The 22,513-nt window shown below is 70.1% G+C and carries 21 protein-coding genes; 7 read left to right on the plus strand and 14 right to left on the minus strand.

Translation table 11 applies throughout. From position 1 onward, the window contains the following. Positions 1-703: 703 nt before the first annotated feature. Entirely contained in the window at positions 704-1,426 is a 723-nt protein-coding gene (locus tag ABD378_RS03845; RefSeq protein WP_344518909.1) for a 3-keto-5-aminohexanoate cleavage protein, read from the minus strand. 41 nt (positions 1,427-1,467) lie between these two features. Between ABD378_RS03845 and ABD378_RS03850 the strand changes: the two genes are divergently transcribed. Then, entirely contained in the window at positions 1,468-1,986 is a 519-nt protein-coding gene (locus tag ABD378_RS03850; RefSeq protein WP_344518910.1) for a hypothetical protein, read from the plus strand. 36 nt (positions 1,987-2,022) lie between these two features. Here the strand turns inward: ABD378_RS03850 and ABD378_RS03855 are convergent, their stop codons facing one another. Further along, positions 2,023-2,631 carry a hypothetical protein gene (locus tag ABD378_RS03855; RefSeq protein WP_344518911.1) on the minus strand — a complete coding sequence of 203 codons (609 nt, stop codon included), beginning with the start codon at positions 2,629-2,631 and terminating at the stop codon, positions 2,023-2,025. A 238-nt stretch (positions 2,632-2,869) separates the two neighbouring features. On the opposite strand from ABD378_RS03855, the gene ABD378_RS03860 reads away from it, so the two are divergent. After that, a complete protein-coding gene (locus ABD378_RS03860) occupies positions 2,870-5,686 on the plus strand; it encodes a penicillin acylase family protein (RefSeq protein ID WP_344518912.1) in 2,817 nt (938 codons plus the stop codon). A gap of 42 nt (positions 5,687-5,728) precedes the next feature. On the opposite strand, the gene ABD378_RS03865 is transcribed toward ABD378_RS03860, so the two are convergent. Next, positions 5,729-7,000, minus strand: a complete 1,272-nt coding sequence (locus ABD378_RS03865) for a serine-threonine protein kinase (RefSeq protein WP_344518913.1) — start codon at positions 6,998-7,000, stop codon at positions 5,729-5,731. A gap of 133 nt (positions 7,001-7,133) precedes the next feature. Continuing rightward, a complete protein-coding gene (locus ABD378_RS03870) occupies positions 7,134-7,715 on the minus strand; it encodes a hypothetical protein (RefSeq protein ID WP_344518914.1) in 582 nt (193 codons plus the stop codon). A 242-nt stretch (positions 7,716-7,957) separates the two neighbouring features. Between ABD378_RS03870 and ABD378_RS03875 the strand changes: the two genes are divergently transcribed. Continuing rightward, positions 7,958-8,977, plus strand: a complete 1,020-nt coding sequence (locus ABD378_RS03875; protein ID WP_344518915.1) for a LysR family transcriptional regulator — start codon at positions 7,958-7,960, stop codon at positions 8,975-8,977. 87 nt (positions 8,978-9,064) lie between these two features. Here ABD378_RS03875 and ABD378_RS03880 read toward each other — a convergent pair whose 3' ends face one another. The 3 genes from ABD378_RS03880 to ABD378_RS03890 all read right to left on the minus strand — a co-directional run bounded on the left by ABD378_RS03880 (position 9,065) and on the right by ABD378_RS03890 (position 13,238). Further along, on the minus strand, positions 9,065-10,318 hold the full coding sequence (locus tag ABD378_RS03880) for an MFS transporter (RefSeq protein WP_344518954.1): 1,254 nt from the start codon (positions 10,316-10,318) through the stop codon (positions 9,065-9,067). 167 nt (positions 10,319-10,485) lie between these two features. Beyond that, positions 10,486-11,862, minus strand: a complete 1,377-nt coding sequence (locus ABD378_RS03885; RefSeq protein WP_344518916.1) for an erythromycin esterase family protein — start codon at positions 11,860-11,862, stop codon at positions 10,486-10,488. Between the two features lie 107 nt (positions 11,863-11,969). Continuing rightward, positions 11,970-13,238: an exo-beta-N-acetylmuramidase NamZ family protein gene (locus tag ABD378_RS03890; RefSeq protein ID WP_344518917.1), complete on the minus strand. Its 1,269-nt coding sequence runs from the start codon at positions 13,236-13,238 to the stop codon at positions 11,970-11,972. Between the two features lie 155 nt (positions 13,239-13,393). On the opposite strand from ABD378_RS03890, the gene ABD378_RS03895 reads away from it, so the two are divergent. From ABD378_RS03895 to ABD378_RS03905, 3 genes are read left to right on the plus strand one after another with little or no spacing between them, the layout of a single operon-like run. Next, positions 13,394-14,161: an SDR family oxidoreductase gene (locus tag ABD378_RS03895; RefSeq protein WP_344518955.1), complete on the plus strand. Its 768-nt coding sequence runs from the start codon at positions 13,394-13,396 to the stop codon at positions 14,159-14,161. Further along, positions 14,107-15,837: a class I adenylate-forming enzyme family protein gene (locus ABD378_RS03900; RefSeq protein ID WP_344518918.1), complete on the plus strand. Its 1,731-nt coding sequence runs from the start codon at positions 14,107-14,109 to the stop codon at positions 15,835-15,837. The genes ABD378_RS03895 and ABD378_RS03900 overlap by 55 nt, the downstream gene beginning before the upstream one ends. A 26-nt stretch (positions 15,838-15,863) precedes the next feature. After that, on the plus strand, positions 15,864-16,457 hold the full coding sequence (locus ABD378_RS03905; protein WP_344518919.1) for a TetR/AcrR family transcriptional regulator: 594 nt from the start codon (positions 15,864-15,866) through the stop codon (positions 16,455-16,457). 121 nt (positions 16,458-16,578) lie between these two features. Here ABD378_RS03905 and ABD378_RS03910 read toward each other — a convergent pair whose 3' ends face one another. The 3 genes from ABD378_RS03910 to ABD378_RS03920 all read right to left on the minus strand — a co-directional run bounded on the left by ABD378_RS03910 (position 16,579) and on the right by ABD378_RS03920 (position 19,357). Beyond that, positions 16,579-17,802: an acyl-CoA dehydrogenase family protein gene (locus tag ABD378_RS03910; RefSeq protein ID WP_344518920.1), complete on the minus strand. Its 1,224-nt coding sequence runs from the start codon at positions 17,800-17,802 to the stop codon at positions 16,579-16,581. 7 nt (positions 17,803-17,809) lie between these two features. Then, on the minus strand, positions 17,810-18,844 hold the full coding sequence (locus ABD378_RS03915) for a phosphotransferase family protein (RefSeq protein WP_344518921.1): 1,035 nt from the start codon (positions 18,842-18,844) through the stop codon (positions 17,810-17,812). Between the two features lie 216 nt (positions 18,845-19,060). Beyond that, on the minus strand, positions 19,061-19,357 hold the full coding sequence (locus ABD378_RS03920; protein WP_249590910.1) for a hypothetical protein: 297 nt from the start codon (positions 19,355-19,357) through the stop codon (positions 19,061-19,063). 162 nt (positions 19,358-19,519) lie between these two features. Here ABD378_RS03920 and ABD378_RS03925 point away from each other — a divergent pair, with 162 nt between their 5' ends. Then, entirely contained in the window at positions 19,520-20,476 is a 957-nt protein-coding gene (locus ABD378_RS03925; protein WP_344518922.1) for an NADP-dependent oxidoreductase, read from the plus strand. A gap of 34 nt (positions 20,477-20,510) precedes the next feature. Here the strand turns inward: ABD378_RS03925 and ABD378_RS03930 are convergent, their stop codons facing one another. The 4 genes from ABD378_RS03930 to ABD378_RS03945 form a co-directional block, all read right to left on the minus strand. Next, complete coding sequence (locus ABD378_RS03930; RefSeq protein ID WP_386545678.1) at positions 20,511-20,852, minus strand: DUF202 domain-containing protein; 342 nt, start codon at positions 20,850-20,852, stop codon at positions 20,511-20,513. Next, entirely contained in the window at positions 20,840-21,232 is a 393-nt protein-coding gene (locus ABD378_RS03935; RefSeq protein ID WP_190082673.1) for a YidH family protein, read from the minus strand. The genes ABD378_RS03930 and ABD378_RS03935 overlap by 13 nt, the downstream gene beginning before the upstream one ends. A gap of 20 nt (positions 21,233-21,252) precedes the next feature. Further along, positions 21,253-21,789: an NUDIX hydrolase gene (locus tag ABD378_RS03940; RefSeq protein WP_344518926.1), complete on the minus strand. Its 537-nt coding sequence runs from the start codon at positions 21,787-21,789 to the stop codon at positions 21,253-21,255. Between the two features lie 15 nt (positions 21,790-21,804). Beyond that, positions 21,805-22,513 (minus strand): SDR family oxidoreductase (locus ABD378_RS03945; RefSeq protein ID WP_344518927.1); only part of this gene is annotated, 709 nt, incomplete at its 5' end.

Genomic DNA, 22,513 nt, shown 5'->3' on the forward strand with positions numbered 1-22,513 from the left:
GTATGTCCGTCCTCGCTATCGTCCGGTGGCCGCGGGGCTGCTTCGGCCCCGGAGCGCCAGGAACCGTGCTCCGGGCAGACATACCGCCACGTCCCCTCACGAGCACTGCCGACTGCAGGCGCGTGCGTGCGGCGGCGCGGTCCGCCTGTGGGTACGGTGCCGCGCCGGTATGTCCGTCCTCGCTATCGTCCGGTGGCCGCGGGGCTACTTCGGCCCCGGAGCGCCGCGAACCGTGCTCCGGGCGGACATACCGCCACGTCCCCTCGCGTCTCGATGCCGACTGCGGATGAGTCGTAGACCTGCTTCTGTGGCTGGCGGAACATCGCAACCGGCCGACGTGCACCGCCCCACCCACCCCACACCACCTACGCGCTGCCCACCCACCCCACACCACCTACGCGCTGCCCACCCACCCCACACCACCTACGCGCTGCCCACCCACCCCACACCACCTACGCACTCCCCACCCACCCCAGACCTGAACGCCCCTCCCCCCCCACCCCACGACGCAGATGACCCACCCACCCCTATTCCCTTACGCGCCCCCTGGCACCGCGGGGCAATCGGGCGGGTGGGCGGGAAAGGCTCGTTCGTCCAGGGTCGGATGCGGGGTAAACGGGCGGGTGGGCGGGAGAGCCTGTTCGGTAGGGCCGCTGCCGGGGTGTGATGAGCGAGGCGCCCCCCCGGCAGCGGGGTACACCGGTTAGAGGGGCAGCGTGCTCAGGACGGACAGGGCCACCGAGACCAACTGGGCGTTGGACATGGCCCGCTCACCGTCCGGCAGGACCAACGTGTCCTCGTAGCCGATGCGCGTCGCCAGACCCAGGCGCCCCGCGAGGCGCAGTACCGGCCAGGTGCCGCCCTCCTCGCCGTGCAGCAGGACGGGGCGGCCGTGTGCCTGCCCGACCACGGTGAGCAGAGCGCGGGCCGAGTCGCGTGCCGTGGCGGGGTCGGGGTCCGTCACCTCCGCGAGGACCCGCAGGACGCGCGGGCCGAGCGCGGACGCCGTGAAGCGTTCCGCGCCGTCCGTGCCTGACCAGATCCCCGCCTCCACGCCGACGCCCCGGTCCAGGAGCGCCTCGGCCACCGCTTCCGCGCCCGGCTCGTGCCAGTTGACCGACGCGTGGTCGGGCAGCACCGTCCACGCGCGGATGTGCGCCACCCGCTGCGCCGGGTCCGGCTCGGCCCAGGCGCCCGTGGTGACCCCAACGGGAACGGTGGTCACGGAGCGGACCGATTCCATTGTGGCCGCAACCGCACGGGGCGCCAAAGTGTCTTGCCCACAAGGTGACTTGGGGTGTACATGGACATCCCGAGCACCGGCCGCGACGGCTTCCATCACAGACTCGGCCATCGCCCCGGGCGACAACGGGATCAACGCACCATCGCCCGCGCCGCGGGCGCCGTTCACACATACCTGCATCACCGCAGGACCCTACCGACGACAACACACAGGGGGAAAGGCCGATGGGAATCGCCATCTGCTCGTTGCTGTGGAGCGCCGCGCACTCGGGGCCGCAGAAGATCAGGTACGACAGCGACGGCTACCACCTCGTGCGGTTTCCGTACGCGGGCACCGAGGAGTCGTACGACCCGTGGCACATGCACGACCCGGGCAAGGGGAGCACCAGCCCGTCGCAGTTCCCTGACGCCAGGTCCGGGCTCATCTGGCCGAGCCACGACGGCTGGGGCACCCTGTCGGCGATGATCTTCTGGGAGCCGGACGACCGGCCCACCGAGTACCGCGCGCGCTATGTGCGCGATCCGCTCGGCGGCTCCACCGGGTACGACTCGACGGCCACCACCGACTGGGCGCCCACCAGGGGCGGGCAGTACCGGACGCACATGTGGGAGATGTTCGTCCACCCGCGGACACCGGTCGGACTGAAGATATCGGCGCGCGGCCCGGGCGACGTGAAGATCGCCGCGCCGCTCATGTTCGCCGAGTTCAAGCTGGCCATCCAGACAGACGTGGCGACGCCCTAGCCGCCGTACGCCCGGAGCTGACGGCATGACCGGACATCATGCCGAGACCAGCGGCCGTATCCGCCGTGCCCGCGCCCGCGCCATCGCGGCGGGCGTGAGCACCGGGTCCGGCACCACGATTCCGCAGCCCGCGCAGACGGCACCCGCAGAGGGCTCGTGCGCCAGGCCGTTCGTCCAGACGAGATCGGACCGAGCGCACACCGGGCAGTACGCGCCCGGCTCCCGCTCCAGCGCCGCGATCAGCCGGCGCAGCACCTCGGCGAGCGGTTCACAGGGGTGGACCCCGGGGTCGTCGCACCAGGCGACCCCGCACCCTCCCCAGGTGCACCGGTGCCAGTCGTCCACGCTGCCCGGACTGCGGAGCCCGTCGTGCTTCTCCTTGCGGCGGCGCTCCGCGAAGCCCTCCTCGTAGGCGAGCCAGACCGCCCGCGCCGCTTCCAGCTCATCGAGCGCGGCCACGAGCCGCGCCGGGTCGGGCGACCGGTCCTCGGGCCCGAAGCCCGCCCGGGAGCACAGATGGTCCCAGGTCGCCCGGTGGCCGTAGGGGGCGAACCTCTCCAGGCACTTGCGCAGTGAGTACCGTCGCAGTGCCAAATCGCTCAGCGGATCACGCACCTGTCTCGCGAGACTCCGGAATCCGGCCATCGCCCTGCACCTCCGTCGCACGTTCTCGGACGTTGCCGAGTAGACGTATCGACACGCGATTCGGCTCCCTCGACGTCCATCCGATTTTCGATGGATGACATAAGGGGGCGGTGAGCTGGAGCTATGTGGCGGTTCTGAAAAGGCGAAGCATGCTCATCTTCCGGGTTCGGCAACCCGCCAGTAACCTCCGCTCCAACTCCCTCCCACAGGAGCACAAGCGGAGCCCAGAGGAGCACACATGCGACCACGCATCGTCCGGCTCAGAACCCTCACCGCCACCGCGGCGCTCGCGCTCGCCGCGGGCCTCCTCGCGCCGCAGCCGGGGAGCGCCGCCGCCGACGAGCCACCGCAGGACACCGACTACTGCGGGGCGCAGTGCGCGGACGTGCTGCCGCCCGGCGCGAACGGCAACGCGACACTCGCCGAGATACTCAGCCACCGGGTATTCGGCACCCAACCAGCACACGCGAACGACCAGTTGGGGCCGTACGACGCACTCTCCTCGGGCTATCCGTCCCTCACCGACGACAAGCTGACGGAGTTCTTCAACGACGCCTCCTTCGGCGTCCGCGACGGGCAGGTCGCCTCCGTCACCAGGCCGCGCGACGACGTGACGATCACCCGGGACAAGAAGTACGGCATCCCGCACATCAAGGGCAGCACGCGCTACGGCACCGAGTTCGGCGCGGGCTTCGCGGCCGGGCAGGACCGGCTCTGGCTCATCGACCTGTTCCGGCACATCGGCCGCGGCGAGCTGACCTCGTTCGCGGGCGGCGCGCCCGCCAACCAGGGCCTTGAGCAGCAGTTCTGGCCACAGGCCCCGTATACGGAGAAGGACCTGGAGAAGCAGGTCGAGTACATCAAGTCCACGCAGGGCGAACGTGGCAAGCAGGCGATGGAGGACGCCCAGGCCTATGTCGACGGCCTCAACTCCTACCGCGTGAAGTCGAAGAACGGCCGCTACTTCCCCGGGGAGTACGTCCTGACCGGCAAGATCGACGCGATCACCAACATCGGCGAGATCGAGCCCTTCAAGGTCACCGACATGATCGCGCTCGCGTCCGTCGTCGGCGGTCTCTTCGGCAACGGCGGCGGCGGAGAGGTCGAATCGGCCCTCTCCCTCCTCAAGTCCCAGGAGAAGTACGGCGTCGAGAAGGGCACGAAGGTCTGGGAGTCCTTCCGCGCCCGCAACGACCCCGAGGCCGTCCAGACCATCCACGACGGCACGAGCTTCCCGTACGCGGGCAAGCCCGAGGACGCGCGCGGCACCGCGATGCCGGACGAGGGATCGGTCGAGCGTGAACAGCTCGTCTTCGACCGGGAAGGCGGCGCCAAGGCGGCGGTCAAGGACCCGGTGAAGGCGCCCAAGAAGCTCAAGCCGCTCCAGGGGATGTACGACGACGGGGTGCTACCCGCCGACCTGTTCAAGGAGGACGGCCACAAGAAGGGCATGTCGAACGCCCTCCTCGTCTCCGGGAAGCACACGGCGAGCGGAAACCCGGTCGCCGTCTTCGGCCCGCAGACCGGCTACTTCGCCCCTCAGCTCCTCATGCAGCAGGAGCTGCAGGGCCCCGGCATCAGCGCGCGCGGCGTCTCCTTCGCGGGCGTCGGCATGTACGTCCAGCTGGGGCGCGGCCAGGACTATGCCTGGTCGGCCACGTCCGCCGGGCAGGACATCACGGACACGTACGCCGTCGAGCTCTGCGAACCGGGTGGCGGCGCCCCCACGAAGCAGTCCACCCACTACCTCCACCACGGCACCTGCACCCCCATGGAGAAGCTGGAGCGCAAGAACGCCTGGAAGCCGACCCTCGCCGACTCCACGGCCGCGGGCTCCTACCGCATGCAGGTGTTCCGCACGAAGTACGGCGTAGTGACGCACCGCGCGAGCGTCGAGGGCAAGCCCGTCGCGTACGTCTCGCTGCGCTCCACCTACCGCCACGAGGCCGACTCGATCATCGGCTTCCAGATGCTCAACGACCCGTCGTACGTCAAGGACGCCTCGTCCTTCATGAAGGCCGCCCAGAACATCAGCTACGCCTTCAACTGGTTCTACGCCGACTCGCGCGACACCGCGTACTACAACAGCGGCGCCAACCCGCAGCGCGCCAAGGACATCGACCCCGCCCTGCCGGTCAAGGCCCAACAGGACTACGAATGGCGGGACTTCGACCCGGAGAGCAACACCTCGGCACAGACGCCGCCGAACGAACACCCGCAGTCCGTCAACCAGGACTACTACATCTCCTGGAACAACAAGCAGGCCAAGGACTTCAGCACGGCGGGCTTCGGCGTCAGCGCCGTGCACCGCGGTGACCTGCTCGACGGGCGGGTGAAGAAGCTCACCGAGGAGGGCGGCGTCACGCGGGCCTCGCTGACCCGGGCCATGTCCGAGGCGGCGGTGACCGACCTGCGCGGCGAACAGGTGCTTCCCGAACTGCTCAAGGTGGTGCGGAGCGAGCCGATCACCGATCCCCAACAGGCCAAGGCCGTACAGCAGTTGGATGCCTGGCGCAAGGCCGGGGCGCAGCGCAACCAGACGGCGGCGGGCTCCAAGACGTACGCCCACCCCGACGCCGTACGCGTCATGGACGCCTGGTGGCCCCTGCTGATCGAGGCCGAGTTCAAGCCGGGCATGGGCAAGGAGCTGTACGACGCGCTCACGGCGCAGCTCGGCACCGACGAGTCACCGTCCGCCGGGCACGGCCCGACCGGGGCGCACGCCGGATCGGCCTTCCAGTACGGCTGGTGGGGCTATGCGGACAAGGATCTGCGGGCGGTGCTCGGGCAGCCGGTGAAGGGCGAGCTGGGCGAGGCGTACTGCGGAGAGGGGAAGCTGGACGCCTGCCGTGACGTGCTCCTGGCCACTCTGACGCAGGCCGTCGCCAAGCCCGCGACCGAGGTCTATCCCGGCGACGACAGCTGCAAGCCCGGCGAGCAGTGGTGCGCGGACTCGATCATCCACCGGGCGCTCGGCGGCATCACGCACGGGCCGATCCAGTGGCAGAACCGGCCCACGTACCAGCAGGTCGTCGAGTTCCCGAAGCACCGCTAGAAACACGTGAGCACCGCTAGAAGCACGTAAGAAGCAAAGGAGTCACGCCAGAGCGATCCGCCCTGCGGCGAACACGACACGCGCCAGCTCCTCGTGGCAGATGTCGCTGTGTGCGCCGGAGGGCGGACCGCCGCGCCGCACCACCGCCGACGCGTCCACACTCACGCACCCGTCGGCGGGGATCGCACGGCCCAGCTTGACGCGCTTGGCGCCGTCCACCGCCCGGATGCCGTCGTACCCGATGGCGCCCCAGCGCTCCCAGATGCCGAGGAAGGTCGAGGAGTCCCCGGCGATCTTCGACGCCAGGGGGTAGATCTTGCCGAGGGCGTCGTCGTGGCGGGAGTGGCAGGACACCAGGGGGCCGTCGATCCGCCGCTGCATCCCGTGCAGCGCGCCGCCGCGCAGGCGGTCGTGCGGCAGGCGCCTGGAGAACGCGTAGTGCGAGAAGGCCCCTTGGAGCAGCGTCGTGGACTTCACGGTGCGCACCGGCGCGGGCATCCCGCGCAGCGCGTACGACACGAGCCGCGCGCCGAAGCTGTGCCCGATCAGATGCACCCGCACGTCCGGCGCCTCGCGGGCCAGCAGCCCGATCGCGGGGCCGAGGCCCAACTGGCCCACGGAGCCCGCCCGGCGTTTCATGGCGTAGTAGCTGGCCTGGCGCAGGAGTTCGTGCGCGCCGTTCCAGAGCCGCTTGCGCAGGCTGCCGAAGAGTTCCTGCTGCCCGGTGCCCTCCATCGCCGCGGCGAACACCTGGCACACCTCGACCGCGTCGTCGGTCAGCATGGCGGGCTCGCCCGTCCAGATGTCGTTGGCGAAGCGCTGGGCGGCGCTGGTCTGATGCACGGCCACGAGGTTGCGTACGAGGCGTCCGTACTCGTAGAGGCGCGACGGCACCTCTGAGCCTTCCGCCAACAGGGCGCCGATCCGCCGGAGTTCGGCGTCGTGGTCGGGGAACGTGCGCGCCAGGAGGAGCCGGGTCGGTTCGTCGAGCAGGGGCCCCGCGCCCGGTGCCGGGCCTGCCCCCGTGACCGTGACCGAGGGCTCGAAGTCCGGGATCGGCTCGTCGGGGAAGCGGATGGCGGGCCAGAGCAAGCCCACGTATCCCAGGCGTACCCGCGGGCCCGCGAGGTCCTGGCACGGTGCGAAGAACCGGCGGTAGAGGTCGGTGGCCATGTCTTGGTCGTTGTTCCAGCCGTGCGCGAGGACGAGGAGATCGGTGACGCGCTCGCCGGCCACCTCCGCGAGGAGGCGGTCGCGCTGCGTGGTGTCGACATCCCCGTCGGCGTCGAAGGTCAGTTCCCAGTAGGGCTCCACGCGGTCATCGTCCTGCGGCCCCGGTGTACTGACCAGATGTCCCGCAGTACGCGTTGGGGCGGGCAGAAGTACGCGTTGGGGCAGACGCCCACCCCCGGCGGCACCTGCCCCAACGCGGTCGAGTCGCCGTCGGTCAGCCGACGGCCTTCCGTTCCCGCGCGAAGCGGTTCACGGGCGGCAGCCAGCACAGCACGATCGCGGCGATGGCGGTGAAGAGCGAGACGAAGCTCAGGATGAAGACCGAGTCGGGTTCGTAGTCCCCGAGGATCAGGAAGTGCGGGAACAGGGCGACGACGGCCGAGACGGTGATGAGCACCCGGGCCCAGACCGCGGCGCCCCTGCGGGCGGCGAGGGCGAATATCAGCAGGCAGAGCGCGGTGAACGCCGCGAACCCGGCCCGAGCGGCGAGCGTGCCCGCCCGGTCGCTGATCAACTCGTCCCAGATGGGCCCGGACAGCGCCTTGATGTCCGCCGCCGAGGTCCCCGAGGGGAGGCCGACGACGTCCGGGTGGTCCTGGATGACGTCGTTGATGTTGTCCTCGGCCATGTCGTCGCCGCCGGCGAAGACGAGGACCGCGCCGACGAGTGCGGCGACCGCGGAGAGGACCGATGTCCACACCAGGGCGGTGAGGGCGCCGGGTCGCCTGGCCGCGCGGCGGGTGGGGCCCGTGGGATGAGGGCCCGCGTGCGCGGGTGCGGCCTGGTAATGGCTCACGAGCGTAAGTCTCCTTGCAGAGATGGTGCGTCGACGCGGAGATGGCGGGTCGACGCGGAGATGGTCGGTCGATCGGGATTGGCTCGACCATTCCACGGGTACCGGGAACGCATCCAGGTTTTTCTGGAAGAAATCGCCAGATAATTTGCGCTGTTCTCCGGATCAGTTTCTGCGGCAGTTTCCGCGGCGGCTATGCTCCATTGCCGTAAAAGCAAAGGGAGTCGGAGAGCGAGTAGCCGAACATGGCCTTATCCGGTCCGCAGCAGTACCCCACGGAGCTGCTGGACACCACGATGGATCAATTGCGTACGCTGCTCTCGGTGCACGAGACGGGCACGGCGCTCGCCGCTGCCCGCCAACTGGGGCGTGAGCAGTCCAGCGTGCAGAAGCAACTGGACACGATGAACCGCACCTTCGGCGCACTGTGCGGAGAAGCCCTCGTCCTCAAGCGGGGGCGCGGCAAGGACGTCCTGTTCACCCCCACCGGCGAGGCCCTAGTCGACCTGGCGCGGCGCACGCTCGGCCAGTGGAAGGACGGTCTGCACGACGCGCGTCGCCGCCTCGGCCGCACCCTGTCCGTCGGCTCGACCCGCTACACGCTGGGGTTTCTCCTGGACGCGGTGGAGCGCGTGAGCGATGCCTACGAACGCCGTGGCGTCGACCTGAAGGTCACCCATGTCCGCACCGGAGACCTCTTCGCCAAGCTGCGGTCCAAGGAACTCGACCTGGTCTGCGGCAGTGTCGTGGTCACCGAGGGCGAGGAGGCGGAACTCGATCCGTACGAGGTCATCGAGTGGCGCCGCAGCGGGCTCTCGCTGCTCACGAACCTGACCGGCGACCGGCTCCCCGGACCGTCCGTGGGTGCGAGCGCACTGCCCGAACTGCCCCTCGTGGTGTCGGCGGGCGGCCTCATCGGCCGCTTCCTGACCTCCTGGTACGGCCCCGACTACCGCCAACAGCTGTCCATCGCCGCGGAGATAGAGGCCGCGCACTACGGCTTCGAGCTGCTTCGCTCGGGCGTGGTGAGCGGGGCGATGCTCGTCACCAGGGGTATCGCCGAGGCCGCCGAGAGCGGCAGCCTCCCGGAGGCCGGAGGGCTGCGGCGGCTCGATGTCGTCGGCGATGTCGGCCCGCGGACCGAGGTGCTCGTGGGGGTCTTCACACGGCGGGGCGACCGCGATTCCTGTGATTCCGGACACCCGTTGAACCTGCTCTGGGACGCATTGGCGAAGGACAATGAGCGATGGTGGCTCAGTAGGTGAATTGGCCATTCCGGATATGGTCGGAGTATGTGGTCTAGACGTGTGAAGAATTCACTCCGAACGCACACCGTATTACCTTTATTGAGTTCACGTCAGTTCCCGCTCGCGGGTTTCCGGCAGCGCGAGAACACACACCAGGGACACGATCGCCATCGCGCTCACGTACCAGCCCACGGACGAGGATCCGAACGCGGACTGCAGCCGCGTAGCCACCAGAGGGGAGACCGCGCCACCGAGCACGCCGCCCAGGTTGTAGGCGAGCGAGGCGCCCGAATAGCGCACGTTCGTCCCGAACAGCTCCGGCAGATACGCGCCCATCGGCCCGTACACCACACCCATGCAGAACAGCGCGCCGCCGAGCGCCAGCGCCATGAGTACCGGCTGCTCGGTGTCCAGGAGCGGGAAGAGCACCAGGCCCCACACCACCGCGAGCCCGGCGCCCGCGAGGATCAGCTTGCGGCGTCCCGCGGCGTCCGAGCGGGTCGCGGCGAGCCACGTACCGGCCGCGAGGAAGAGACAGGCGACCAGCGAGAGGCCCAGCATGGTGTCGCGGGAGACGCCCAGGGTGCCGGTGGCGTAGGCGAGGCAGTACGTCGTCGCCGTGTAGAAGAGTCCGTACGCGACGATCATCCCACCCGCGCCGAGCAGCAGTTCGCGCGGATAGCGTCGCAGCACGTCGAGCGTGGGGACCTTGCTGGCCTCCTGCGCGTCCATGACCTTCGCGAAGACGGGCGTCTCGCTGATGCGCAGGCGTACGAAGAGTCCGACGCCGACAAGCAGGAAGGAGAGCAGGAACGGCACCCGCCAGCCCCAGGACCTGAACGCGTCGTCGGAGAGGACGGCGGACAGCAGCCAGAAGACGCCGGTCGCCGCGAAGAACCCGACGGACGGGCCGAGTTGGGGGAAGGCGGCATAGAGCCCGCGCTTCTTCTTCGGAGCGTGCTCCACCGCGAGCAGCGCGGCCCCGCCCCACTCACCGCCGAGCCCGATGCCCTGCAGGAAGCGGAGCAGGATCAGCAGGACCGGCGCCCAGATGCCCAACGTGCCGTATCCGGGGAGGAGTCCGACGAGCGCCGTCGAGAGCCCCATGAGCAGCAGCGAGGCCACGAGCACCGACTTGCGCCCGACCCGGTCGCCGAAGTGCCCGAAGACCACGGAGCCGATGGGCCGCGCCGCGAACGCCACCGCGTAGGTGGAGAAGGAGGCCAGGGTGGCGTTGACCGGGTCCAGGGTCGGGAAGAACGCCTCGTTCAGGACGAGCGCGGCCGCCGTGCCGTAGATGTAGAAGTCGTAGAACTCGATGGCCGTCCCGATGAACGACGCCACGGCTACCCGGCGCATGCTCTCGGGGCTCGCGTCCGGCTGGGGCCCGACGTCTGGCTGAGGTTCGGCTTCGGGCTGGGGTCCGGCGTCCGGCTGGGTCTTCTCTGGTGAGATTTCGCTGTGCACGAGCGGCACTCTCACGTTGGATGTATGGGCCAGTCAATAGCCGGGGCGGCTCGTCTCGGTCATTGAGACTGCCGATGAGCTGCGGTGACGCGGTTCAGATGGATGAGGATGTCGTGCGAGGGGGCGAGCCGGATCTTGTGCGGGCCGTCCGGGAACGCCGTCCCGATGCTCTGGGTCAACCGGCCCTTGCCGAGCCACTTCCGGGCGGCGGCCGGAGCGGTCCTCATGTCGAGGAAGTAGTCGTCGTGGCGCACCTTGTCGAGCGTGTACTCGTTCATGCCGCGCGTGGCCGCCCCCACTGAACGCGGCTTCCACGCCTCGGATTCCGCGCTCTGCGCCATGAACGACCCCTGGTCGAAGGTGAACCCGATGCTGACGTACCGCTCGCCGAGCCGGTCCCGCAGGAAGGCGCCCTGCATCTTCGGGTAGCGCGGGTCGTAACTCTCGTACCCGACATGGGCGTTGTGGGCCGACAGGAGCACCTTCTCGCCGGTGTGCCGCTGCCACCAGGCGGTGTTCTCCGCCATGAGGCGGTCGCGGTACAGCATGCCGTCCTTGACCCCCTCGGGAGTGTCAAAAGGGAAGGCGTAGATCGTGGCGGTCTGCGAGATGGACCGGGCGTGGTGCAGCGCAATGGTGAACTCCCGACTGCCCGACGCGGGTTGGAGCCCGTTCAGCAGATCGCGTGCCTCCCGCGCTTTCCCTGCCAGTTTCTTCCGCTCCTCCAGGGGCCTGCCCATGTACGTATCCCCGTCCGCGAGGCGGCGGATCGGCGCGTACAGCTCGGTGATCCTGGGCAGCAGGTCGGGCTCGTGCGCACGGACGTAGTCCTCCACGCCGTCGAACAACTCACCACCGATCTCGGGGTAGTTGAGGTCGTTGCCCATGAAGCGCACCTGGCGGTCCGGATGCTTGTCGTTGTACGCGCGCATCCACGTCAGGAGCTCGACGTACTCCTGGGTGTCCCAGGGCGTCTTGGCCAGCTCCTTGTGGACGAGCTCGCGCACGTCTCCCTCGCCCCCGCGCACGTACGCGTCGAAACGCAGCCCCGTCGTCCAGCTGACCTCCTGGGAGAAGGTGGTGAATCCCTTCTCCTCCACGAGATAGCGGAAAACGCGGTCCTTCATCGTGAAGAACTCGTGCGAGCCGTGTGTGGCCTCGCCCAGGCCCACCACCGAAGCGTCACCCACCATCCGGCCAAGCGGCCGCAGGTCCTTCGTGGAGCCGCCAGGACCGGTCGAGCGCAAAGGGTGGGCCGCGCGTTCGATCGCGGGCAGCGGATCGGCGGTGCCCGGCTGGGCCTGGGCGGTTTGGGGAGCGATGAGTACTCCCAGGCCGAGCGTCCCGGCCAGTGCGAGCGGAACCGTGCGGAGTGCTGTGGGGTGTGCTGTGCGGTGTGCTGTGCGGTGTGCTGTGCGGTGTGCTGTGCGAACCATGCGGATCTCCTCAACTCGGGTGTACAGAGCTGAAGATCACGATCCCGGTTCGCCAGGGGTGCCTGCCATCCGACAGGCACCCCTTTCGCCGGTGGGGAGTTCCCTACCTACCGGTAGTGCAGGTACTGCCTCCGCACCGCACGGAAGCGCGCCAGATCCTCCTGCCAGCCGCCCACCACCTCGTCCGTGTCCGCGCCCGCGTGGATCATGGTGCGGACCCGCGTGGAGCCCGTCAGCTTGTCGATCCAGTTGTCGGAGCGCCAGGCGAAGCCGCTCCACACCTTCTTGGCGGTCACCAGGAGTGCGATACCGGTGCGCACCGGGTCGTACGCATCGCGGTCGTGCACATGGAGCTGGACGCCGCCGATCGTCTTGCCCTGGAACTTGGAGAACGTCGGCGCGAAGTAGGCCTCCCGGAAGTCCACGCCCCGCAGGCCGACGTCGTTGGCGGCGGCCGCCCACTTCCGGTCGATGCCCTCCGCGCCGAGCAGCTCGAAGGGGCGGGTCGTGCCGCGTCCCTCGGAGAGGTTCGTGCCTTCGAAGAGGCAGGTTCCGCTGTAGACCAGGGCGGTGTCGGGCGTGGGCATGTTCGGGCTCGGCGGCACCCAGGGCAGCCTGGAGGCGTCGTAGAAATCCGAGCGCTTCCACCCCGTCATGCGGACGGTCTCAAGATCGGCCGGGCGCTCCAGGAACTCGCCGTTGAACAGCAGCGCCAGCTCCGTCACCGTCATCCCGTGCGCCTGCGAGACCGGCTGCCGCCCGACGAACGTCGCGAACTCCTTGTGCAGGACGGGCCCGTACGCGCCGCGCCCCGTCACCGGATTCGGCCGGTCAAGGACGACGAAACGTTTACCCGCGAGCTCGGCCGACTCCATGCAGTCGAAGAGCGTCCAGATGTACGTGTAGAAGCGCGCCCCCACGTCCTGGATGTCGAAGACGATCGTGTCGACGCGGGCGGCCGTGAAGATGTCGGCCAGCGCCTTGCCGCTCTTCTGGTACGTGTCGTAGACGGGAAGCCCGGTGGCCGGATCGTCGTAGCGACCCTCGGAGCCGCCCGCCTGGGCCGTCCCCCGGAAGCCGTGCTCGGGGCCGAAGACCGCGACCAGGTCCACGCGCTCGTCGGCGTGCATGACGTCGACGATGTGGCGAACGTCCCGGGTGACGCCGGTGGGGTTGGTGACGATGCCGACCCGTTCCCCGTCCAGGAGCGCGTAGCCGTCGGCGGCCAGGCGCTCGAAGCCGGTGCGCAGTCGCCGTCCGCCGCCCGATCCGCCCCCGCCCCCCGCGGCGGCGGCAGGAGCCGCCGATGTGAGGGTCGCGGCGGTGGTGGCGGCCAGCAGGCCGCGTCTGGACAGGCTGCGTCGGGACAGGTTCATGCAGAGACCTCCGTGAGCGCGGTGGCTGTCATGGCCACGCACGCTAGCGCGCGGACCCCCGGCGGGGAACGAACCTGGCGGCCCGACCCCCTTCCATCCGAACATACCGACTGGTTAGTCTGCGATCACAGCGGAGCCGCAGTCGAAGGAGACTGATCGTGGAGACCCTGCAGGACAAGGGAGTTGTCGTCACCGGTGCCGGAGGCGGGATCGGGGCCGCACTGGCCCGCCGGTTCGCCGCCGCCGGGGCGCGCGTCGTGGTGAACGACCTGGATGCCACCAAGGCGAAGGCGGTCGCCGACGAGATCGGTGCGATCGCCGTGCCGGGCGACGCGTCCACGGTCGTGCCGGAGGCCAGAGAAGCCCTGAGCGGCACCGTCGACGTGTACTGCGCCAACGCGGGCCTCGGCTCGGGCGGCTCGGAGGCAGCGCCGGAGGAGGTCTGGGCCACGGCCTGGGACGTCAACGTCATGGCCCACGTCCGCGCGGCCCACGCGCTGCTCCCCGACTGGCTGGAGCGCGGCAGCGGCCGCTTCGTCTCCACCGTCTCGGCGGCAGGACTGCTCACCATGATCGGCGCCGCGCCCTACAGCGTCACCAAGCACGGCGCGTACGCCTTCGCCGAGTGGCTCTCGCTCACCTACCGCCACCGGGGGATCGACGTCCACGCGATCTGCCCCCAGGGCGTGCGCACCGACATGCTCGCCGCCACCGGCACCGCGGGCGACATCGTGCTCACACCCACCGCGATCGAGCCGGAGGCCGTCGCGGACGCGCTCTTCGCCGGGATGGAGGAGAACCGCTTCCTGATCCTGCCGCACCCCGAGGTCGCCGAGTACTACCGCATCCGCGCCGCCGAGCCCGACAAATGGCTCACCGGCATGAACCACATCCAGCAGAAGTGGGAGGCGACGGAGCGGTGAGCCAGGCGACCCCGACCGCGTCCATATACGCCGCCAAGCCCTGGCTCGACCGCCTCACCGTGGCCCAGCGCGGCCCGGTCGAACCCGCCGAGTCCGTCGTGCACGCCTTCCGGGCCTCGGTGCTCAAGGCCCCCGAGCACACGGCCCTGGCCTACTTCGACGGGCGCCTGAGCTACCGCGAGGTGGACGCCCTCACCGACTCCGTCGCCGGACACCTGGCCGCGCGCGGGCTCGCGCGCGGCGACCGGGTCGCGATCCTCCTGCAGAACACCCCGCACTTCGTGATCGCGCTGCTCGGCGCGTGGAAGGCGGGCGCCACGGTCGTGCCGGTGAACCCCATGTACAAGTCGGCGGAGGTCGGGCACGTCCTTGCGGACGCCGACGTGACCGCGCTGATCTGCTCGGACCGCGCCTGGGAGACGTACCTGCGCGAGACGGCGGCGGCCTCTCTCGTACGCGTCGTGCTCACCGCCTGCCAGCTCGACCTGCAGACCCGGGGCGACACCCGCGTCCTCGACTTCGAACGCCTCCCGCAGGCCGCGGACGCCGAGGACCTGGTGACCGTCGCCCGGCAGGGGCTCCCGGCTCCCGGGGGCCGCGGGCTCGGTCCTTCCGACATCGCGCTGATCAGCTACACGTCAGGCACGAGCGGCGCCCCCAAGGGCGCCATGAACACCCACGGCAACATCACCTACAACGCAGAACGGCAGCGCACGGGCTCCGGCATCCCCGAAGGCGCCTGCTACTTCGCGATGGCGCCGCTCTTCCACATCACGGGCATGGTCGCGCAGGTGGTGGGGTGTCTGACCAACGCGGGCACCCTCGCGCTCGCGTACCGCTTCGAGGCCGGGGTCGTCCTCGACGCCTTCGCCGAGCACCGGCCCGCGTACACCGTGGGCCCGTCCACGGCCTTCATGGCACTCGCCGCCCACCCCTCCGTCACGCGGGAGCACTTCGACTCCTTCGCGATGATCTCCTCGGGCGGTGCGCCGCTGCCGCCCGCCCTGGTGGACAAGTTCCGCGCGAGCTTCGGCCCCTATATCCACAACGGGTACGGCCTCACCGAGTGCACCGCGCCCTGCGCCTCCGTGCCGCCGGGCCAGGAGGCGCCGGTCGACCCCGTGTCCGGCACGCTTGCCGTCGGCGTCCCCGGCCCCGAGACGGTCGTCAGGATCGTCGACGACCACGGCGCGGACGTCCCCTTCGGGGAGCAGGGCGAGATCACCGTGCGCGGCCCGCAGGTCGTGCCGGGCTACTGGAAGCGCCCCGACGCCACGGACGAGGCGTTCCCCGACGGGGAGCTGCGCACCGGCGACATCGGCTTCATGGACGCCCAGGGCTGGCTCTACGTGGTCGACCGCAAGAAGGACATGATCAACGCGTCCGGTTTCAAGGTCTGGCCGCGCGAGGTGGAGGACGTCCTCTACAGTCACCCGGCCGTCCGCGAGGCGGCGGTCATCGGTGTCCCGGACAGCTACCGCGGCGAGACGGTCAAGGCGTTCGTCAGCCTGCGACCAGGGGCCGCGGCGGCACCGGACGATCTTGCCGCGTACTGCAAGGAGCGGCTCGCGGCGTACAAGTATCCGCGCGAGGTCGTGATCCTGCCGGAGCTGCCGAAGACGACAAGTGGGAAGATCCTCCGGCGGGAACTGCGTTCCCGTACAACCAACAGCTAGCGGTATTCGAAAGGCAGGTGGCGGCAGTGGCCAGGACGACGGACGGTGACGGCACGCCCGTCCCTCAGCGGCTGCTCGCCGCCGCCACGCGGCTCTTCGCCGACCGCGGCTACGACCGCACATCGGTGCAGGAGATCGTGGAGTCGGCAGGCGTCACCAAGGGCGCGCTCTACCACTACTTCGGATCGAAGGACGATCTCCTGCACGAGGTGTACGCGCGTGTCCTGCGCGTGCAGCAGGAGCGTCTGGACGCCTTCGCGGACGCCGACGCCCCCATCGAGCAGCGGGTGCGGGACGCGGCGGCGGACGTGGTCGTCACGACGATCGACAACCTCGACGACGCCTCGATCTTCTTCCGCTCCATGCACCACCTGAGCCCGGAGAAGAACAAGCAGGTGCGCTCGGAGCGCCGCCGCTACCACGAGCGGTTCCGCGCGCTGATCGAGGAGGGCCAGGAGGCCGGCGTCTTCTCCAAGGCGACCCCCGCGGACCTGGTGGTGGACTACCACTTCGGCTCGGTCCACCACCTGTCCACCTGGTACCGCCCCAACGGCCCGCTCACCCCGCAGCAGGTCGCCGACCACCTGGCGGATCTCTTGCTGAGGGCGCTACGACCGTGAAGTAGCTGCCCCGAGGGAGGCGCCCCGAAGGGGCGCGGGGCTGTGACATTTGCGGCTCCGCCGCGCGGGCGCGACCAGCCACGACGGACTCGCAGCGACGCACAGTCCCCCGGAAGGGCCCTTACAGGTACTTCTTCAACTCCCGCCGCGCCAGCGACCGCTGGTGCACCTCATCAGGCCCGTCAGCCAAGCGCAGCGTCCGCGCTGCAGCCCACAGCTCGGCCAGCGGGAAGTCCTGGCTGACGCCCCCCGCACCGTGCAGCTGGACCGCCTGGTCCAGAATGCCGACCACCGTGCGAGGCGTGGCGATCTTGATGGACTGGATCTCCGTGTGCGCGCCCTTGTTGCCGACGGTGTCCATCAGCCACGCGGTCTTCAGGACCAGCAGCCGCAGCTGCTCCACCGCGACCCGGGCGTCCGCGATCCACTCCTGGACGACGCCCTGCTGGGCGAGCGGCTTGCCGAAGGCCGTACGCGCCACCGCCCGCTGACACATCAGCTCGATGGCACGCTCGGCCATGCCGATGAGGCGCATGCAGTGGTGGATGCGGCCGGGGCCGAGGCGGGCCTGGGCGATGGCGAAGCCGCCGCCCTCCTCGCCGATCAGGTTGCTCACGGGGACCCGGACCCGGTCGAAGACGACCTCGGCGTGCCCTCCGTGGGAGTGGTCCTCGTAGCCGTACACCTGCATCGCGCGCCGTACCTCGACACCGGGGGTGTCGCGCGGGACGAGCACCATGGACTGCTGGCGGCGCGGGTCGGCGCCCTCGGGGTCCGTCTTGCCCATCAGGATGAAGATCTGGCAGTCCGGGTTCATCGCCCCGGAGATGTACCACTTGCGGCCGGTAATCACGTACTCGTCAGTGCCCTCGGAGGCCCGCTCGATGCGCGTGGTGATGTTCGTGGCGTCGGACGAGGCCACCTCCGGCTCGGTCATCGCGAACGCCGAGCGGATCTCACCGGCGAGCAGGGGTTCGAGCCACTGCTTCTTCTGCTCGTCGTTCCCGAACTGGGCGAGGACCTCCATGTTGCCGGTGTCCGGGGCGGCGCAGTTCAGCGCGGTGGGCGCCAGGTGCGGGGAACGGCCGGTGATCTCGGCGAGCGGGGCGTACTGGAGGTTGGTGAGTCCGGCGCCGTGCTCGGCGTCCGGCAGGAAGAGGTTCCACAGGCCCTGCTTGCGAGCCTCGGCCTTCAGCGCGCCGACGATCGCCGGGGTGTCCCAGGGCGAGGCGAGCTGGGCGCGCTGCTCCTCGGCGACCTCCTCCGCCGGGTAGACGTGCTCGTCCATGAAGGTGAGGAGCCTGTCGCGCAGCTCTTCGGTACGGGCGTCGAATGCGAAGTCCATGGCTGTCTCAGCCTTCCTGTCGTCCTTGGAGGGTGGTGAGGCCGTGCTCGATGAAGACGGGGACCAGCTCCCCGATGCGGTCGAAGCCCGCGCCGACCGTCTGGCCGAGCGTGTACCGGTAGTGGATGCCCTCCAGGATCACGGCGAGCTTGAACCACGCGAACGCCGTGTACCAGGCGACCGCGGAGACGTCGCGCCCCGAGCGCGCGGCGTACCGCTCGATCAGCTCGGCGGCGTCCGGGTGACCGGCCGCGCCCGCCGTGGTGCTGATGGGGGAGTCCGGAAGCTGGAGCTTGGTGCTGTACATGACGAGCAGGCCCAGGTCGGTGAGCGGATCGCCGAGCGTGGACATCTCCCAGTCGAGGATCGCCTTGATCCGGTCGTCGTCGCCGATCAGGACGTTGTCGAGGCGGTAGTCGCCGTGCACGACGGTGGGTGCGGGGGAGACGGGCAGCTGCCGCCCCAGGGCGGCGTGCAGCTCGTCGATCCCCGCCAGGTCGCGGTTGCGCGAGGCGTCCAGCTGCTTGCCCCAGCGGCGCAGCTGCCGGTCGAGGAAGCCGTCGGGCCGCCCGAAGTCGCCGAGGCCGACCGCTTGCGGGTCCACGGAGTGCAGGTCGACGAGGGTGTCCACGAGGCCGATGACCGCCGCGCGGGTGCGCTCGGCGCCCAGCGGGGCCAGCTCCTCGGCGGTGCGGTACGGCGTTCCCTCCACGAAGTCCATGACGTAGAAGGGAGCCCCGAGCACGTCGACGTCCTCACAGAGCAGCACCGGCGCGGGCACCGGAACCTCGGTCCCTCGGTGCAGTGCGCTGATCACCCGGTGCTCGCGCTTCATGTCGTGCGCGGTCGCGAGCACGTGCCCCAGCGGTGGCCGCCGTACGACCCACCGCGTCGCGCCGTCCGTCACGGCGTACGTGAGGTTCGACCTGCCGCCCTCGATCAGCCGGGCGGTGAGCGGTCCGCCCACGAGGCCCGGCCGCTCGCGGTCCAGGTGGCCGCGCAACTGGTCGAGATCGAGGCCTGGTGGATGGTCTGAGCTCATCTTCGCTCCTGGTCGGACGGTCGTCGTCGAAATACCGCGCTGCGTCGCGCTGACGTTCATGATGCCGACCAGTCGGTATGTAGTCCAGAGCGCAGGAGGAACGTGATCAGGATCGCGGTGGCGCCGAGCGCCCTGAACATGCCGATCCCCCGCCACAGACTGCCAGTTGGCGCCCGCGCGGGGGAAGTCGGCCGAGCAGCTGGGCCCTGGTGGGCCTCAGTGATCGTCCCAGTGGCCGTCGTGCGCCGCGTGCCGGTGGCCGTCGTGGACGTAGTCGACGTGGTCGCCGTGCAGTACGGAGCTGTGCCCGCAGCCCTCGCCGTGCCGGTGGTCGTGCCCCTCGTGGACGGAGTGCTCGTCGGGCTCGCACTCGTCCCAGTGGCCCGAGTGCAGGCGGTGCATGTGACCGTCGTGCGCGTAGTCGACGTGGTCGCCGTGCGGCACCTCCGGGTGGCCGCAGGCCGGGCCGTGGATGTGCTCGTGGACGGGGTGTTCGTGGTGGAGCGTGCTCATGGCGCGTGCACCTCTGTGGGAGCTAGGGGAGGGGAGTGACCCTCTCAGGCTAGTACTCGATGCCCCTTTGATGGGGATATGGAAGCCTTGTTGATGTTTCCACCACCGCGCCACTGCCCCACACGGGCGATCCCACGAAGGCACTCCCATGAAGCCGACCCCATGAAGGCGATCAGCTACCGCCAGTACGGCGGCCCCGAAGTCCTCGAGTACGGCGATGTGCGCGACCCGAAGGTCGGCCCCGACTCCGTTCTGGTGAAAGTCCGCGCGGCGTCGGTGAACCCCGTCGACTGGAAGTGCCTTGGAGGGCATCTCGACGGCGTCCTCGACCCCGTCTTCCCGGTGATCCCCGGCTGGGACGTCGCGGGCGTCGTGGTGCAGCCGGGCGCCTCCGTCCCGGAGTTCGTCGTGGGGGACGAGGTCGTCGGCTATGTACGCGAGGACTTCCTCTCGCGCGGCACCTTCGCCGAGTACGTCGCGGCCCCCGTGCGCACCCTCGCCCGCAAGCCGCGCAACCTCACCTTCGAGGAGGCATCGGGCCTGCCGCTCGCCGGGCTCACCGCCTACCAGGTGATCACCAAGACGCTCGAGGTGACGGAGGGCGACGTCGTCCTCGTGCACGCGGCGGCCGGCGGCGTCGGCTCGATCGCCGTCCAGCTCGCGCGGCACGCGGGCGCCCGCGTCATCGGCACAGCGAGCGAGCGCAACCACGACTTCCTGCGCGAACTGGGTGCGGAACCGGTCGCCCACGGCGACGGTCTGGCCGATCGCGTGCGGGCGCTCGCGCCGGACGGTGTGGACGCCGCCTTCGACACGATCGGCGGCGAGACCCTCAAGGTGTCCGCCGAACTCCTCGCGCCCGGCGGTCGCCTCGCGTCGGTCGCGGACGGCCGCGTGATCGGCCTCGGCGGCCACTACTGCTTCGTACGCCCGGACGCCGGCGACCTCCGGCACCTGACGCAGCTCGTGGAGCAGGACGTCGTCACGGTCCACGTCTCCGAGACGTTCCCGCTGGAGCGGGCGGCGGACGCCTACCGCCTCAGCGCGGAGGGCCGCACACGGGGCAAGATCGTCGTCACGGTGGACTGGACGTCGGAGGACGGGCCGTCAAGGCACTGAGTCAAGGCACTGAGGGCGCGCCTTTCCCGAGCGTTCAGAACACCATGGCCGTCGCGCACGCCGCGAGCGCCATCGTGCACAGCGCGGCCGTCGCCGCGGCCCGCGCCGGAAGCCGCGGTGGCCTGTGGGTGGCGGCGAGCTCGGTCATCCTGCGGTGCGCCACGCCCAGGAAGCCGAGCCACAGCAGCAGGCACAGCGCGCAGGCGATGACAGCCACCGCGGTGGTCCCCTCCTGGAGGGCGGCCCGCGCCGCGAGGACCGCCGCGACGGTGCAGGACAGGGTCGTACGCCGCCACGCGAGCCTCGTACGCTCCGGCTGCAGCCCCGGATCGCGTTCCGGAGCCTGGCCCTGGTCCTGGTCCGTCACCCCTCCCACCCGAAGAGCACGACGACGACCATGGCGAGCGCCACGACCGCGACGGCCAGGCTCAGGACGGTCGGGAAGCGCGACACGGGCAGATCCTCGCCGCGCCGCATGGCCCGTTCGCAGCGCACCCAGTGGTTGACCGCGCGCAACGAGCTGAGCACGCCCGCGGCGAGCAGGGCGAGCGCGAGCCCGATGCGCCAGCCCCAGCGCAGGTCAGGCAGGAACTGGTCCACCGCGAAACCGCCGCCGATGAGGGCGAGCGCGGTGCGCAGCCAGGCGAGGAAGGTGCGTTCGTTGGCGAGCGAGAAGCGGTAGTCGGGGGTGTCGCCCTCGTCGCGGATCCGCTCGGGCGCGAACCACAGGCGCAGACTCTGTACGAAGTTGCTCACTCGCCGCACCCTAGCCCGCCCTAACCCGCACGGAACTCCCGCAGCCGCTCGTACGCGGCGAGCCCGTCCGGCACCCACTCCCACTCGCCGAGCCGCTGAGCCAGCTCATCCTCGGTGAGGAAGGAATGCCAGGCGACCTCCTCGACCTGCGGGTTCACGGGCAGGTCGCAGCGCACCTCGTAGAGGTACGACCACCAGCTGTGCCCGGCGCCGTCGTCGTACAGGAACTTGAACAGCGGCGTGGGGCGCGGGAGTCCATCGATCCCGAGCTCCTCCTCCGCCTCGCGCAGGGCGGCGTCGTCGTAGGACTCGCCGGCCCCGACGACACCCCCGACGAACATGTCGTACATCGAGGGGAAGACCAGCTTGGTCGGTGTGCGCCGGTGTACGAAGACGCGGCCCTCGGCGTCGCGCGCCTGGATGAACACGCAGCGATGCCGCAGGCCACGCGCGTACGCCTCACCGCGCGGGGCCTCGCCGACGACCTCGTCGTTCTCGTCGACGATGGCCAGGATCTCTTCACGCGGGTCGGGCGCGGGCGCGCTGTTCGTCGTCATGCCGACCATCCAACATCACTGCCCCATGACGTACTTCACGGTGGGTCCCGCGGTCCAGCCGCCGTCGACGGCGAGCTCGGCGCCGGTCACGTACGACGCGGCGTCCGAGAGCAGGAAGACCATGGCGCCCGCGATCTCGTGCGGCTCGCCGACCCGGCCCATCGGGGTGTTGGGGTACTTGCCCTCGCCCTTCTCGATGCCCACCTGCGCGGTCATCGGGGTGTACGTCATGCCCGGGTGGACGGAGTTGACGCGGATGCGGGCGGTGCCGAGCTCGACGGCGCCGATCTTGGTGAGGCCGCGGACGCCCCACTTGGACGCGCCGTAACCGGCGGTGAGCGCGAGGCCCATGAGACCGGCCGCGGAGGAGATGTTCACGATGGATCCGCCACCGGCCTCCTTCATGGCCGGGATGACGCTCTTCATGCCGATGAAGACGCCGGTGAGGTTGATGTCGATGACCTTGCGGAAGTGCTCGACCGACTCCGACTCCAGGAACTGGCCCGTGGATATACCGGCGTTGTTGACCAGGCCGTGGATCCCCCCGAACTCGGCGACCGCGAGGCCGACGACGCGCTGCCAGTCCTCCTCCGAGGTCACGTCGTGGTGCGCGAAGCGGGCGCGCTCGCCGAGCTCGGCGGCCGTGGCCTTGCCCTCCGCGTCGAGCACGTCGGTGAGGACGACGTTCGCACCGGCGGCGACCGCCTGGCGGGCGGCCTCGGCG

Origin of the sequence: Streptomyces rectiviolaceus, assembly GCF_039533825.1 — a bacterium.
Taxonomy (GTDB): Bacteria; Actinomycetota; Actinomycetes; order Streptomycetales; family Streptomycetaceae; genus Streptomyces; species Streptomyces rectiviolaceus.